This window comes from Pseudonocardia kongjuensis, assembly GCF_039526905.1.
GTDB classification, from domain to species: Bacteria; Actinomycetota; Actinomycetes; order Mycobacteriales; family Pseudonocardiaceae; genus Pseudonocardia; species Pseudonocardia kongjuensis.
Window position 1 is genome coordinate 66,999 of record NZ_BAAAJK010000036.1, and the last position, 14,623, is coordinate 81,621.

A 14,623-nucleotide genomic window follows, 5' to 3' on the forward strand; every position below is an offset into this window, starting at 1 on the left:
CCCGCTTGCCTACCATGCAGCCGTGACCACGCTCGCGTGGCTGATCGCGGCCGCCGCGCTCGGCCTGGGCCTGCTGGCCGGGTTCGCGCTCGCGCGACGGTCCTCGCACGGCCGCCCCGACCACGATCCCGATCCGGAGCTCCGCCCGCGGGGCGCGGAGCCGGGCGGCCCGACGCTCGGCGAGCTGCTGCACCGCACCTTCCGCGCGTCGTCGTCGGGGCTCGCCGTGGTCGGCGCCGGCGGCGAGGTGCTGCTGCACAATCCGCGGGCCGGCGCGCTCGGCGCGGTCACCGGCGACCGGCTCGACCCGCGGGCCTGGGCGGCCTGCCAGCGGGTGCTGGCCGGTGACCGGCTGGTCGAGGTCGATCTCTCGCCGCTGGACCGCACGCCGCGCGGGCCGGTCGAGGTGCAGGCCAGGATCCGCCCGCTGGGCGACGGCTTCGCGCTGGTCGAGGCGGTCGACACCTCCGAGATCGCCCGGCTGGAGGCGACCCGCCGGGACTTCGTCGCGAACGTCAGCCACGAGCTCAAGACCCCGGTCGGCGCCGTCGCGCTGCTGGCCGAGGCGCTGCTCGACTCGCTGGACGGCCTGGAGCCCGCGGCCGGCTCCGGTGAGGACGCCGCCGAGGTCCGCCGGTTCGGCGAGAAGCTGCTCCGCGAGGCGACCCGGATGGGGAACCTGGTGTCCGAGCTGATCGCGCTGTCCCGGCTGACCGGCGCCGAGCGGTTGCCCGAGCTGGCCGCGGTCGAGGTCGACGACGTCGTCGGCGAGGCGCTCGCCCGCAGCCGCAACTCGGCCGAGGCGCACGGCGTCGAGATCATCGCCGACGCGCCGTCCGGGCTGGTCGTCGACGGCGACCGGACGCTGCTCGTCACCGCACTGACCAATCTGGTCGAGAACGCGATCGCCTACTCGCCCGCCGACTCGTCGGTGTCGGTGAGCCGGCGCGCGGTCGACGGCTCGGTCGAGATCGCCGTCACCGATCGCGGGATCGGCATCGCCCCCGAGCACCAGCAGCGGGTGTTCGAACGGTTCTTCCGGGTCGATCCGGCCCGCTCCCGGGCCACCGGCGGGACCGGTCTCGGCCTGGCGATCGTCAAGCACGTCTGCGCCAACCACGGCGGCGAGGTGCGGCTGTGGAGCCGCCCGGGCACCGGATCGACCTTCACCGTGCGGCTGCCCGCGCGGCTCGGGATCCCCGGCGCCGAGCTCGCCCCCCAGACCGCGACAACCGGAGGATGAGATGACCAGGGTGCTGATCGTGGAGGACGAGGAGTCCTTCGCCGACCCGCTCGCGTTCATGCTGCGCAAGGAGGGCTTCACCACGGCGGTCGCGGTGAACGGCAACGACGCGCTGTCCGAGTTCGACCGCAACGGCGCCGACATCGTGCTGCTCGACCTCATGCTCCCCGGCATGAGCGGGACCGACGTGTGCAAGGCGCTGCGCTCCCGCTCCGCCGTCCCGGTGATCATGGTGACCGCCCGGGACAGCGAGATCGACAAGGTGGTCGGGCTGGAGCTGGGCGCCGACGACTACGTCACCAAGCCCTACTCGGCGCGCGAGCTGATCGCCCGGGTGCGCGCCGTGCTGCGGCGCGGCGGCGAGGGCGCCGGCGAGGCCGAGGGCGGCAGCGGCGTGCTCGAGTCCGGTCCGGTCCGGATGGACGTCGAGCGGCACGTCGTGTCGGTGAACGGCGACGAGGTGGCGCTCCCGCTCAAGGAGTTCGACCTGCTCGAGTACCTGCTCCGCAACGTCGGCCGGGTGCTCACCAGGGCCCAGCTGATCGACCGGGTGTGGGGCGCCGACTACGTCGGCGACACCAAGACCCTCGACGTCCACGTGAAGCGGTTGCGCTCTAAGGTGGAGGACGACCCGTCCAACCCGAAGCACCTGGTGACGGTGCGCGGGCTCGGTTACAAGTTCGACGTGTAACGATAGCGAGCCATGGGGTTGCCCGGCCGTCGATAACGGCTCGGTAACCTGTGCGCGTGCGACTGGCCGTCCTCGACGTGGGTTCCAACACCGTTCACCTGCTGGTGGTGGACGCCCACCGTGGTGCCCATCCCAAGCCGATGTCCTCCGACAAGGACCAGCTCCGGCTGGCCGAGCACCTCGACCGCCGGGGCGCGTTGGGCAAGGAGGGGGTCAAGGCGCTGCTGGAGAGCGTGCACCGGGCCCGGGACACCGCGCGCGAGGCGGGCTGCGACGACCTGATGGCCTTCGCCACCTCCGCGCTGCGCGACGCCACCAACTCGGCCGAGGTGCTGGCGAAGGTGCAGCGGGAGACCGGCGTGGTGCTGGAGGTGCTGCCCGGCGAGGACGAGGCCCGCTGGACCTTCCTCGCCGTCCGCCGCTGGTGCGGCTGGTCCGCCGGGCGGCTGCTGGTGCTCGACATCGGCGGCGGCTCGCTGGAGCTGGCCGTCGGCCGCGACGAGACCCCGGACGTCGCCGCCTCGGTGCCGCTCGGAGCCGGCCGGCTGACCCGGGAGGCGTTCACCTCCGATCCGCCGTCGCGGGCCGAGGTGGCCGCGCTCACCGAGCGGGTCCGCGACGAGATCGCCCCGGTCGCCGGGCGGCTGCGCGAGGCGGGCCGGCCGGACCGGGCCGTCGGGACGTCGAAGACCTTCCGGACGCTCGCCCGGCTCGCCGGCGCGGCGCCGTCCAGCGCCGGGCCGCGCGCGCACCGCACCCTCACCGCGCTCGGGCTGCGCCAGCTCTCCGCGTTCATCACCCGGATGTCCGGGCCGGACCTCGCCGAGCTGGACGGCGTGAGCGCCAGCCGGGCGCACCAGCTGGTCGCCGGCGCGATCGTCGCCCAGGCCGCGATGGACGCGCTGGGTGTCACCGAGCTCGACATCTGCCCCTGGGCGTTGCGCGAGGGCGTGATCCTGCGCCGCTTCGACATGCTCGACGGAACGAACGGGGACGACCGCTCGGCGCAGACTTCCGCGGACGGACTTGGACCCTTGACAACACACAGGGCACGGTGGTCGTGATGAGTGTGGACAGCGCGGGATTCGGAGAGCCTCGCCAGCGGACGGTCGCCGAGCTGCTGGCGGCGAACGGCGGCTCCCAGACCGGGCGCCGCCGCCGTCGCCGTGCCTCGGAGGACGACGAGCCGGGCGGCGCCCCGGCGCCGGGGCCGGCCGTCGGCGCGCCGCCGGCACCCCCCGAGCAGGGGCCGCCGCGCGGGGCCGCGGGCGGGGACCGGATGCGTCCGCCCGCACCGCTCGCCGAGCACCCGTCGTTCCCGCCGGCCCGCCGGCCGGACCCGGTGGAGGGCGGCCGGCCCGGCGCCCCCGGCGGACGGCGGCCCGATCCGTTCGTGCCGAACGGGAACGCACCCAACGGCAGCGGCGGACCGAACGGGCACCCGCCGCAGGGCTTCGGCCCGGGCGGTCCCGGCCACCGGCCGAACGGGCATGCCCCCGAGGCGCACCCGGGGAACCGGCCGAACGGCCATGTCCCGAACGGCCATGTCCCGAACGGGCACGTCCCGAACGGCCATGTCCCGAACGGCCATGTCCCGAACGGGCACGCCCCGAACGGGCACGCCCCCGATCTGCACCGTGGCGGCCCGCCGCCCGGGTACGCCGGCCCGAACGGCGCAGGCCGCCCGGACGAGGCGTACGGCAGGCCCGGCCGCACCGACGACGGCCCGCCGCCGCACGGCCGCCCGCAGGGCTTCGCCGGGCGCCCCGACGAGGACCGGGGCGGCCCGCCGCCGAACGGCTACCCGGACACCCAGGGCCACCCGGACACCGACTCCTTCGGCGGCTACCCGGACGAGATCCCGACCAGCAGGCTGGGCGCCCGCCGCCCGGTCGTCGACCCGGACGACGACGGCGGCCCGCCCACCCAGTTCGGCGCACCGCCGCTGGACGACGACGAGTCGCCGACCGGTCGCGCCCGGGCCCGCCAGGCCCCGGTCGGCGCCCCGGTGGATGACGGCCCGCCGACCGGCGCCTACGACCCGTTCGCCGACGACCGGGAGGCCGGCTTCGACGGCGGCCGCACCGGCGTGCTCGCCCCGGAACGCCCGGACGACCCGCAACCGTGGGACGACTGCCCCGAGGAGCACGACCGGTTCGCCCCCGGACACGAGGACCGGACCGGCGCCGACGCCCCGGGCGGCCGGCGCGGCAGGCGTCGCGGCCCGGCCGACGACGACGACGATGCCGGCGATCCCGACGGCGCCGAGCCGCCGGCCGGTCTGGACGACGCGGCCGCCGCCGGCGCCGCGGGCACCGGCCAGGCGTGGGCGGTGGTGATCGCGCAGTGGATCGGCGGCGCCGTCGCCGGTGCCGCGATCTGGGTGCTGTTCCGGTTCCTCTGGTTCTCGTTCCCGATCGTCGCGCTGGCCTCGGCGGTGGTGCTCACCGTCGGCCTGGTGCTCGGCGTGCGGGCCCTGCTGCGCAACGACGACCTGAAGACCACCCTGTTCGCGGTCCTCGTCGGCCTGCTGCTGACGGTGTCCCCGGCGCTCCTGGTGCTCCTGGACCGGTAACGATGAGCGACGGAGAGGCGACTCCACGAATTGTGGCACCCTCTTTCCGTCCGCGCGCACACACTTATCCCGGGACCCCTCCGATCCTGTTGTCCACCGCGTCGGTCTACCCGGAGGGCGTCGCCGCGGCCTTCGAGATCGCCGCCGATCTCAGCTACGACGGGGTCGAGCTGATGATCTGGACCGATCCGGTCAGCCAGGACCCGCGGGCGGTCGAACGCCTCGCGGAGCGGCACGGCGTCCCGGTCACCGCGGTGCACGCGCCGTGCCTGGCCGTCACCCAGCGGGTCTGGGGCGCGGACCCGGTGCAGCGGCTGCGGCGCACCGTCGAGGTCGCCGCCCGGTTCGGCGCCGGCACCGTCGTGGTGCACCCGCCGTTCCGCTGGCAGCGCCGCTACGCGTCGGTGTTCGCCGACGAGGTCGCCAGGGCGAAGGAGTACCGCGGGATCACGCTGCCGGTGGAGAACATGTTCCCGGTGACCCGCGGATCGATCAGCACGGTCCCGTACGCGCTCGGCCACGACCCGACCGAGGTCGGCTTCGGCGCCTACACCCTCGACCTGTCGCACACCGCCGCCGCCCGGGTCGACACGCTCGGCCTGATGGACCGGATGGGCGAGCGCCTCACCCACCTGCACCTGACCGACGGCTCGGGCGCCGCGAAGGACGAGCACCTGGTCCCGGGCCGGGGCGAGCAGCCCTGCGCCGAGGTCTGCCAGCGGCTCGCCGACGACGGGTTCGCCGGGCGCGGCGGCACGGTCGCGCTCGAGGTGTCGACCCGGCGCTGCCGGACCCGCCAGGAGCGGGTCGGCCTGCTCGCCGAGTCGCTGCTGTTCGCCCGGCTGCACCTGGCGCCGACCCGGCATCCCGCGCCGATCCCGTCCGCCCGTCGCTGAGATCTCCTTACCCGTCGGTAACCGGCGGGTTAGCCTGATCGGCATGAGCAGTTCCGCGCTCCGCACCGGACGCCCGTTCGCCGACGCCAGGGGGCTCGAGGATCTCGGCGACGGCCGGTTCCGGGCCCGTCTCGACGACGTCTGGGCGGTCGGCCCGAAGGCCTTCGGCGGCCTGCTGATGGTGCTGATGGCGCAGGCGGCGCTCGCCCGGCTCCGGGCCGATCTGCCGGCCGGCGCCCCGGCCCCCGATCCGCTCGCCGTGTCGGTGGACTTCCTGCGGGCGCCGGACCTGCGGCCGGTCGAGCTGACGGCGACCCCGCTGAAGATCGGGCGCACCATCTCCTCGGTCCTGGTCCGGCTGGAGCAGGACGACCGGCTGATGCTGCACGCCACGGTCACCGCGGGCACCCTGCCCGACGGCGAGCCGCGCTGGGAGACCGCCGCCGAGCTCGCGCCCGAGCCGGACGCCGACGCGCTGGACCCGGCCCGGGCCGAGGGCGGTGCGCGCGGCCTGGCCGCCGCCTGCGACCTGCGGTACCCGGCGACCGCGCTGCCGTTCCTGCGGGGCGAGACCGGTCCGCCGGAGATGACCGGCTGGGTGCGGCCGCGCGGCGAGGAACCGGACGTGCTGTTCGCGCTGCTGGCCGGCGACATCCTGCCGCCGACCGTGTTCAACCTGGGCGGGCGGCCCGGCTGGGCCCCGACCGTGCAGCTCACCGCGCTGCTGCGGGCCCGCCCCGCGCCGGGCTGGCTGCGGGTCGTCTCGCGGTCCCGGACCGTCTCGGGCACCCAGTTCGACGAGGACGTCACCGTCGTCGACGCCGCCGGGCGGACCGTCTGCCAGGCCCGTCAGCTCGCACTGGCACCGCTGGAGCGCTGAGCACGCCGCCTAGGGTTGCGCCCATGGGTTCGAGGATCGCGGTACTGGGTGGCGGGCGGATCGGCGAGGCGCTGCTCGGCGGGTTGCTGGCGGCCGGGCGGGAACCGGGCGAGCTGGTGGTCGCGGAGAAGTCGGCGGCCCGCGCGCAGGAGCTGTCCGCCGCGCTCGGGATCACCGCCGCCCCGGTGGCCGACGCCGTCCGCGGGGCCGGGACGGTCGTCGTCGCCGTCAAGCCGCAGGACGTCGTCGGGCTGCTCGGCGAGGTCGCGCCCGCCCTCGAGCCGGGCGCGCTGGTGGTCTCCCTGTGCGCCGGGCTGCCGACCTCGCTGTTCGAGGGGGCGCTGCCCGGCGGCACCCCGGTGGTGCGGGTCATGCCGAACACCCCGATGCTGCTCGGCGCGGCGATGTGCGCGATCTCCGCGGGCAGCCACGCCGGCGACGAGCATCTCGCCGAAACCGAGAGCCTGCTCGGCACGGTCGGCGCGGTGCTGCGGATCGACGAGTCGAAACAGGACGCCGCCACCGCCGTCTCCGGCTCCGGCCCGGCCTACTTCTTCCTGGTCGCCGAGGCGATGATCGAGGCCGGGGTGGCGCTCGGCCTGACCCGGCCCGCGGCGACCGAGCTCACCGTGCAGACCGCGCTCGGCGCGGCCCGGATGCTGCGCGAGACCGGCGAGCACCCGGCGGTGCTGCGGGAGAACGTCACCTCCCCGGCCGGTACGACGGCCGCCGCGCTGCGCGAGCTGGAGCGGCACGGCCTGCGGTCCGCCCTCGCGGACGCGGTCACCGCCGCGCACGACAGGTCGGTGGAGCTCGGCCGCTGACCGGCACGGCCCGTCGCACCGGCCCCGATGGGCCGATCGCCCTCCGTATTCGCCCGATCAGCGCATCGGATGACGCAATGACACCCTGACGCGCCGAGATGTGCCACGATCGGGGCACCCTCTGGCGGACCGATCGTCACAGCCGTCCCGGTAGACTGCACGCGCATCCCCCACCACCGGGCGTCCGGGGGCCCGTACCGGGGGAGGAAGGCGGTGCCCGATGGTGGCGGAACGATCCGAGCCTCTGCGTCCGGCCCAGGTCCAGTTCCTGACCGTGGCCGAGGTCGCCTCGATGATGCGGGTCTCGAAGATGACCGTGTACCGGCTGGTGCACTCGGGTGAGCTGCCCGCCGCCCGGGTCGGCCGGTCGTTCCGGGTACCGCAGCGGGCCGTGGAGGACTACCTCCGCAACGCCTACTTCGACGCGGGCTGAGTCCCCCGTCCGGGCGCCCGCACCGGCCCCGGTAGACTGACGAACCGGCTGCCGACTCCCACCGGTCGCCCGTCCCGCGTATCCGTACGCGGGCGGCCCGCCTCGAGGCCACCCGGTGGTGCGGTCGCGGGCGATCTGCGTCGATACAGGAGGAGCACCCATGGGCTCGGTCATCAAGAAGCGCCGCAAGCGGATGTCGAAGAAGAAGCACCGCAAGCTGCTGCGCAAGACCCGGGTGCAGCGCCGCAAGCTCGGCAAGTGACTCGCGCGCCGGCCGCGCATCCGCCACGGCGGGTGCGCGGCCGGTGTCGTTCGGCGGCGTAATTCACCCACACGTCACGCGTTTCACGTGCGCGGGCGAGTGCCGCGGGTGACGAGTCGGACTACCATCGGCCACCGGCCCGGCGATCGGCCGGAGCAGCGACGACGCTCTCCCGGCCGCGGGGTCCGTGCCCGCGCCGCCCGGCCCAGCCCGGCCCGCCCGCCTGCCCGCGTCGTCCGTCCGCCGCCGCCGTCGTCCCGTGCAGCAGGCACCGATCGTGTCTGCACGCCCACCGCCCAGCCGGCCCCGCCGGTCAGGTCCAGGGAGGTCGCCCATGTCCCAGCCGACACCGAACGTCGTGCTGGTCACGGGCGTGAGCGGGTTCCTCGGCGGTCATCTCGCGGCCCGGCTGGCCGCGAACCCGGACATCGACCGGGTGCTCGGCGTCGACACCGTCCCGCCGCCGCGCGACCTGCTGCGCCGGATGGGCCGGGCCGAGTTCGTCCGCGCGGACATCCGCAACCCGCTCATCGCGAAGGTCATCTCCACCGCAGGCGTCGACACCGTCGTGCACGCCTCGCTGTCGGCCAGCCCGGCGTCGTCCGGCGGCCGGGCGACGATGAAGGAGATGAACGTCATCGGCACGATGCAGCTGCTCGCCGCCTGCCAGAAGGCGTCGACGGTGCGCCGCGTCGTGCTGAAGTCGACCACCGCGGTGTACGGGTCCAGCCCGCGCGATCCGGCCGTCTTCGACGAGGCGACCGGGCCGAAGGACCTGCCGTCCGGCGGCTACGCGAAGGACGCCGCCGAGATCGAGGGCTACCTGCGCGGGTTCAGCAGGCGCCGGCCGGACGTGACGACCACGGTGCTGCGGTTCGCGAACTTCATCGGGCCCCGGATCGACACCGTCCTGAGCCGCTACTTCGCGCTCCCCGTGGTGCCGACCGTGCTCGGCTACGACGCCCGGATGCAGCTGCTGCACGAGGAGGACGGCCTGGCCGTGCTGGAGCGGGCGGCGACCCACGAGCTGCCCGGCGTCTACAACGTCGCCGCGCACGGCGTGCTCATGCTGTCGCAGGCGATCCGGCGGGCCGGCAAGATCGCCGTCCCGGTGCCGAGCAGCGCGGTCAGCCCGGTCAGCCGGGTGCTGCGCGGCGCCCGGGTGGTCGACTTCTCGCCCGAGCAGATGCGCTTCCTCAACTTCGGCCGGGTCGTCGACCTGCACCGGCTGATCGACGACTTCGGTTTCGAACCGCGCTGGACCACCACCCAGGCGTTCGACGACTTCGTCCGCGGCAAGGCCCTGCGGCCGGTGCTCGGGCAGGAACGGATCGCCTCGGTCGAGCGCGGGCTGCTCGGCCTGGCCAGGGCGCTGCGCTGATCGTGTGGGCGGAGCGGACGACGCGCCCGGGCGGCGTGACACGACAGGGGGGAACGGCATGACCGAGGCACGGGTGATCCCGATCCGGGGCGAGCGCGGTCCCGCCCGGCCGGTCCGCGGCGAGGAGCAGGTGCGGCCGGCCGCGGTCCCCCCGGCCCCGGAGACCGACGACGCCGAGGAGCAGCCGGCCTGGGAGGCGGCCCTGGAGCAGGCGCTGGACTTCCTGCGCCGCCGCCTCGCCGGGGACTACCAGGTCGACGAGTTCGGGTTCGACGCCGAGCTGACCGACGCGATGGTGCTGCCCGCGCTGCGGCCGCTCTACCAGCGCTGGTTCCGGGTGGAGACGATCGGCACCCACCACATCCCGGACACCGGCGGCGCGCTGCTGGTCGCCAACCACTCCGGCACCCTGCCGCTGGACGCGGTGATGACCACCGTGGCGGTGCACGACGACCACCCCGCGCACCGGCACCTGCGCCTGCTGGGCGCCGACCTGATGTTCCGGCTGCCGGTCTCCGGCTCGCTGGCCCGCAAGTCCGGGGCCACCCTGGCCTGCAACCCGGACGCCGAACGCCTGATGCGCTCCGGCGAGGTCGTCGCCGTGTTCCCGGAGGGCTTCAAGGGCATCGGCAAGCCGTTCCGGGACCGCTACAAGCTGCAGCGGTTCGGGCGCGGCGGCTTCGTCTCGGCCGCGCTGCGCACCGGGGTGCCGATCATCCCGTGCTCGATCGTCGGCGCCGAGGAGATCTACCCCAAGATCGGCGACCTGGCCCCGATCGCCCGGCTGTTCGGCGCCCCGTACTTCCCGATCACGCCGACCTTCCCGCTGCTCGGCCCGGCCGGGCTGATCCCGCTGCCGTCCAAGTGGTACATCGAGTTCGGCGAGCCGATCCCGACCGACCGGCACTCCCCGTCCGACGCCGACGACCCGATGCTGGTCTTCAACCTGACCGACCAGGTCCGGGAGACCATCCAGCACACCCTGTACCGGCTGCTGTCCCAGCGCCGGAACGTCTTCCTGGGCTGACCGGGTGACCGAGCGGCTCCGCCCCGGCCCGCTGCGCTGGCTGCGCTACGCCGCGGGCGGGTCGCTCCCGGCCCGCTACCGGACCTGGGTGCTGCACGACACCACCTGCCGCACCTGGCACCTGCGCCACTTCGCGCGCACCGCGGTGATGCTGACGCTGCTGTCGGTGCCGCTGATGCTGCTGGTCCCCGGGCCGCTGTGGCTGCGGCTGACCGCCGTCCTGCTCGGCTGGCTGGTGTCGCTGCAGTACGCGCTGTTCGTGATGGAGGAGTCGGTGGAGAACCGGGTGGTGAAGGCCGGCTACCCGGCCGGGACGGCGCGGGCCACCCGGGCACGGGCGACCGCCGGGGAGCGCGCCGAGGCGGCCCGGCGCTACGCACAGCGCTACCGCGGCGGCAGCTGAGCGCGCGCCCGGCCTCAGCGCCTGCGGTAGGCCATCCCGGCGGCGACCGCACCGGCCAGCGCGCCGGCACCCAGCACCGACGGCACCCCGATCCGGGCGGCCTTGCGCCCGGTGCGGAAGTCGCGGATCTGCCAGCTCCGGGCCTTCGCGACGTCGCGCAGCTCCGAGTCCGGGTTCACCGCGACCGCGGTGCCGACGGCCGAGAGCATCGGGACGTCGTTCACCGAGTCCGAGTACGCGGTGCACCGGCGCAGGTCCAGGCCCTCGGACGCGGCCAGCGCGCGGACCGCGTGCGCCTTCGCCGGGCCGTGCAGGATCTCGCCGACCAGGCGTCCGGTGTAGAGCCCGTCCACGGACTCCGCGACGGTGCCCAGCGCGCCGGTCAGGCCGAGCCTGCGGGCGATGATCCGGGCCAGCTCGACCGGGGTGGCGGTGACCAGCCAGACCCGCTGGCCGGCGTCGAGGTGCATCTGGGCCAGCGCCCGGGTGCCCGCCCAGATCCGGTCGGCCATCAGCTCGTCGTAGATCTCCTCGCCGAGCGCGACCACCTCGGCGACCGGCCGGCCCGCGACGAACGACAGCGCGGTGTCCCGGTGCCCGGCGATGCCGCCCTTGTCCTCCCGGCCGCCGACCCGGAACTTGAGCTGCTGCCAGGCGAACCCGGCCAGGTCGGAGGTGGTGAAGAACTTCCGCGCGGCCAGCCCGCGGGCGAAGTGGAAGATCGACGCGCCGACCATCATCGTGTTGTCGACGTCGAAGAACGCGGCCGCGGTCAGGTCCGGCGGCGGCGCGTCGGCGTCCGGCGGCTGCTGGTCGGCGCTCTCCGCGGCGACCGCCGCCGCGGCGGACGCCTGGCCGGCCCGCTGGGCCGGATCGAGCGCGGTGGCGCGTTCCAGGACGCCGGGCTCCTCGGCCAGACCGGTCTCGCCACCGGCACCGGTGTGCTCGACCCGAACCTCGTCGGGAACGGACCCGGGATCACTCACCACGGCGGCCTTCCTGGTACGACGGCGTCACGCGCCCCGCGGTACCCGGGCGCGGCCCCAGCCTACTGGTGGAACACCGGAGCGGGCCCGGCCCGGCGCGCTGGACGCCGGGGCCGGGCCCGTACCGGTGTGCCGGGGGACTCAGCCGATCGTCACCGGGCCGAGGCCGGGCAGCAGCGGCGGGATCGTGATCGGCGGCAGCAGCCGGTCGTCGGACGGGGTCGACGACGAGCTCTCCGACGGCGAGGAGCTCGGCGAGCTGCTCGTCGACGGGCCGGACCCGCCGAGCAGCGGGAGCCCGCTGTCCGGCGCGCCGGTGCTGGTCGGTGCCTCGGAGGTGCCGGGGCTCGAGGTCTCCGGGCCCGCCGTCTCCGAGGTCGGGTCCGGGTTCGCCGACGAGCTGCCGCCGTCCGGGGTGGCGGTCGCCGACTGGCGGGACGCGTCCGGCGCGCCGCCGCTGCCGGGCCGGCACTCGCCGGGGACCGGGCCCAGGTCGTCGACCGTGCCGCCGCTGTCGGCGATGCAGCCGCTGTTCGCGCGCAGCGCCTCGGCCCGGGCGAGCACCCGGTCGAGCAGCTGGATCGCCTCGGCCGTCTCCGGCCTGCTCTCCGCGGGCAGCTGCTCCTGCAGACCGGTGATCCGGCCGGACTGGGCGGCCGCCCAGGTGCGCAGCTCGGCCAGCCGGGCCGCGTCGGAACCCTCGGCGCCGGCCCCGGTCAGCATCAGCCTGCTGCCGGTGCTGGTGGCCCGGTCGAAGTCCTTCATGGCGGCGGCGACCGCGGTCGGCGAGGGCGGCGTCGCCCGGGCGATCAGGTTCTCCAGCTCGTCCACCCGGGAACGGGCCAGATCGAGCTGCCGGTCGGCCTCGGCCTGCTCGCCGACGGTGAAGACCCCGCCGACGCTCTCGCTGGCCCGCTTCACGCCGTACATGGCGTCGCCGGGCAGCGCGTCCCGGCTGACCGTGGAGGTGACCCCGGCGATCACGGCGAGCGCGGCGAAACCGCCGACGACGACGCCGAACCGCTTCCGGATGCTCGGCCGGCGGCGGTCCAGCATCCGCGGCGGCCGGGCCGACTCGTCCCGGCCGGGACCGGCCTCGGCCTCCCGGGCCGGCCCGGGCGCTGCACCCACGACCTGCTCGGGATGGTCGGGATGGTGGGTCGGGAGCACGTGCCGGCCGCGGCGCGGCCGCGACTGGCGGGCACCCGGGTCGTCGGACTCCGGCTGGTGCTCGCCCGCCGAGCGGCGGGTGGAGACGGCCTCGTGGTCCAGGTCGTCGGCGATCGGCGGTCCGATCGGGGCGGTCAGGTCCGCGCGGTCCAGCTGGTCCGCGGGGCGGCCGCCGAACGGGGACCCCGGGCCGGACTGGTCCGGCCGGCCGATACCCTCCTGCTCCAGCACGTCGAACAGTCGCTGCCGCATCCGGGCCGAGGCGTGCGGATCCGGCGAGAGGTCACGACGCGAGCGGTCCAGCGCGGCGGAGAGCGCGATCTCGTGCGCCAGCTCCTCCGACGCGGGTGCGCCCGCCGGGGCCCGGTCGAAGTCGTCCCCGCCCCGGTGCCTGTCGTCCCATGCCCTGGGCATGCCGTCCGTCCTCACTGCAGTCTCGCGCTGCTCGTCGGCGCGTTCACGGCGCGCTCGTCTGCACAACGACCGACCGGCGCAGAGGTTACGGACCCCGGACCGTTCACCGCATCGAGTAGTGCGTTCACCGCAGTGATCAGCATCTGCTCTCCCGTTGCGGCTGTTCGGGCCGCATGGCCGCTCATCGCAGGCCGTCCGGGAGCAGCTGGGCCAGGCGGCGCACCGCCCGGTGCTGCAGCGCCTTCACGGCGCCCTCGTTGCGGTCCATGAGCTCGGCGGTCTCGGCGACCGAGAGCCCGCGCAGGAAGCGGTACTGGATGCACTCGCGCTGGTCCGGGTTGAGCTTCGCGATCGAGGCCAGCAGCTCGTCGTTGGTCGCCATGTCGAGGACCTGCTGCTCGGGGCCGCTGGTCGCCGGCGAGTGGTCGGCGATCTCCGACGTGGTCTGCTCCAGCCGGTACCGGCTGGACTTCACGTAGTCGAAGATCAGGTTCCGGGCGATGGTGACGAACCAGGCGCCGATGTCGCGGCCCTGGTAGCTGACCGAGGAGATCCGGCGCAGCGCGCGGACGAAGGTCTCCTGGGTGACGTCCTCGGCGAAGGCGCGGTCGCCCATCCGGAACAGCACGTAGCGGAAGACGACGTCGTGGTAGCGCTCGTACAGCTCGCCGAACGCGGCGGCGTCGCCGGCCTGGCAGGCCTCGACCAGCGCCCAGGAGCTGTTGGCGTCCTCGACGGCGCGGGCGGCCTCGTCGGCCGGGTCCTGCTCGGGGCGGGGCAGTCCCTGCGAGATCTGCGGCGCCCGGCGCGGCGACGGCATCTCCTGCTCGGTCCGGCCCGGGTGCCCCGGACGGGTGGGGGCGCCGCCCGTGCGGTTGGCGGCCGGCCGTGCCGGGTAGTCGGCGGACCGGGAGTCGTGCGGGGGAGCGTCGAGGGGAGCGGACGCGATCGGCCCCGTCGGTGCGGACGGTGCAGAGGTCGCTGAAGTCACGGACACCTCCCCGTCCGGCTGGGGGCGGACGGCGTCGGGTCGGTCTCGAACGGGATCGGGGGCCCGGTCGGGACGGACGGCTGGGTCGGCTGAATGGACGTGATCGACAGAACGTGGGGGATCGTTCTCGGGGCGTTCTCGGGGGCGGAACAGCCGCTGCGGTCGCATCGGCCGGGTCATGGATCCCGGTGGTCCGGCCGCGGGACCGCCCGGCGGGCGGTGCGGGGCGGGGTGCCCCGGGCCGCACGGCGCGGCAGGCGCAGCGGTGCGCTGGCGACGAGCTGCATGCCACTCCCTCGGGTGAGTCGCGCGACGAACCGGCGGTTCGCGCGTTGAACCTCGTGTAGCGGCGGAGCATAAACGTTGAGGCGGTGGCGCAATGCACTCGCCGCCTTTCACCGCGCCCCGTTCCGTCGAGCGGCCTGTTGGGCGCGGTCAGTGAACTGT

15 protein-coding genes are annotated in these 14,623 nt (G+C 75.2%); 12 read left to right on the top strand and 3 right to left on the bottom strand.

Going from position 1 to position 14,623, the window contains the following annotated elements; genetic code table 11:
• Positions 1-22 precede the first annotated feature (22 nt).
• The 12 genes from ABD160_RS25860 to ABD160_RS25915 all read left to right on the top strand — a co-directional run bounded on the left by ABD160_RS25860 (position 23) and on the right by ABD160_RS25915 (position 10,615).
• A complete protein-coding gene (locus ABD160_RS25860) occupies positions 23-1,243 on the top strand; it encodes a sensor histidine kinase (RefSeq protein WP_344027001.1) in 1,221 nt (406 codons plus the stop codon).
• Between the two features lies 1 nt (position 1,244).
• Positions 1,245-1,934 (top strand): winged helix-turn-helix domain-containing protein, encoded by a 690-nt coding sequence (locus ABD160_RS25865; RefSeq protein WP_344027003.1) that lies wholly within the window; start codon positions 1,245-1,247, stop codon positions 1,932-1,934.
• A gap of 56 nt (positions 1,935-1,990) precedes the next feature.
• Positions 1,991-2,998 carry a Ppx/GppA family phosphatase gene (locus ABD160_RS25870; protein WP_344027005.1) on the top strand — a complete coding sequence of 336 codons (1,008 nt, stop codon included), beginning with the start codon at positions 1,991-1,993 and terminating at the stop codon, positions 2,996-2,998.
• Positions 2,998-4,509: a hypothetical protein gene (locus tag ABD160_RS25875; protein ID WP_344027007.1), complete on the top strand. Its 1,512-nt coding sequence runs from the start codon at positions 2,998-3,000 to the stop codon at positions 4,507-4,509. The genes ABD160_RS25870 and ABD160_RS25875 overlap by 1 nt, the downstream gene beginning before the upstream one ends.
• A gap of 89 nt (positions 4,510-4,598) precedes the next feature.
• Positions 4,599-5,405 carry a sugar phosphate isomerase/epimerase family protein gene (locus tag ABD160_RS25880; protein WP_344027009.1) on the top strand — a complete coding sequence of 269 codons (807 nt, stop codon included), beginning with the start codon at positions 4,599-4,601 and terminating at the stop codon, positions 5,403-5,405.
• Between the two features lie 43 nt (positions 5,406-5,448).
• Positions 5,449-6,285, top strand: a complete 837-nt coding sequence (locus ABD160_RS25885) for a thioesterase family protein (RefSeq protein WP_344027011.1) — start codon at positions 5,449-5,451, stop codon at positions 6,283-6,285.
• 23 nt (positions 6,286-6,308) lie between these two features.
• Positions 6,309-7,109, top strand: a complete 801-nt coding sequence (gene proC / locus ABD160_RS25890; protein ID WP_344027013.1) for a pyrroline-5-carboxylate reductase — start codon at positions 6,309-6,311, stop codon at positions 7,107-7,109.
• A 220-nt stretch (positions 7,110-7,329) separates the two neighbouring features.
• On the top strand, positions 7,330-7,542 hold the full coding sequence (locus tag ABD160_RS25895; RefSeq protein WP_085910614.1) for a helix-turn-helix domain-containing protein: 213 nt from the start codon (positions 7,330-7,332) through the stop codon (positions 7,540-7,542).
• 160 nt (positions 7,543-7,702) lie between these two features.
• Positions 7,703-7,804 (top strand): 30S ribosomal protein bS22, encoded by a 102-nt coding sequence (locus tag ABD160_RS25900; RefSeq protein WP_010241351.1) that lies wholly within the window; start codon positions 7,703-7,705, stop codon positions 7,802-7,804.
• A gap of 334 nt (positions 7,805-8,138) precedes the next feature.
• On the top strand, positions 8,139-9,185 hold the full coding sequence (locus tag ABD160_RS25905) for an NAD-dependent epimerase/dehydratase family protein (protein ID WP_344027018.1): 1,047 nt from the start codon (positions 8,139-8,141) through the stop codon (positions 9,183-9,185).
• Between the two features lie 58 nt (positions 9,186-9,243).
• Positions 9,244-10,212 carry a lysophospholipid acyltransferase family protein gene (locus tag ABD160_RS25910; RefSeq protein ID WP_344027020.1) on the top strand — a complete coding sequence of 323 codons (969 nt, stop codon included), beginning with the start codon at positions 9,244-9,246 and terminating at the stop codon, positions 10,210-10,212.
• Positions 10,213-10,216: 4 nt separating this feature from the next.
• A complete protein-coding gene (locus ABD160_RS25915) occupies positions 10,217-10,615 on the top strand; it encodes a DUF5313 family protein (RefSeq protein ID WP_344027022.1) in 399 nt (132 codons plus the stop codon).
• 14 nt (positions 10,616-10,629) lie between these two features.
• On the opposite strand, the gene ABD160_RS25920 is transcribed toward ABD160_RS25915, so the two are convergent.
• From ABD160_RS25920 to ABD160_RS25930, 3 genes are all read right to left on the bottom strand, one after another.
• Positions 10,630-11,532, bottom strand: a complete 903-nt coding sequence (locus ABD160_RS25920; RefSeq protein ID WP_425563665.1) for an HAD family hydrolase — start codon at positions 11,530-11,532, stop codon at positions 10,630-10,632.
• A 210-nt stretch (positions 11,533-11,742) separates the two neighbouring features.
• A complete protein-coding gene (locus tag ABD160_RS25925; protein WP_344027024.1) occupies positions 11,743-13,185 on the bottom strand; it encodes a DUF5667 domain-containing protein in 1,443 nt (480 codons plus the stop codon).
• A gap of 181 nt (positions 13,186-13,366) precedes the next feature.
• Positions 13,367-14,005: a sigma-70 family RNA polymerase sigma factor gene (locus ABD160_RS25930; RefSeq protein ID WP_344027026.1), complete on the bottom strand. Its 639-nt coding sequence runs from the start codon at positions 14,003-14,005 to the stop codon at positions 13,367-13,369.
• Positions 14,006-14,623 lie beyond the last annotated feature (618 nt).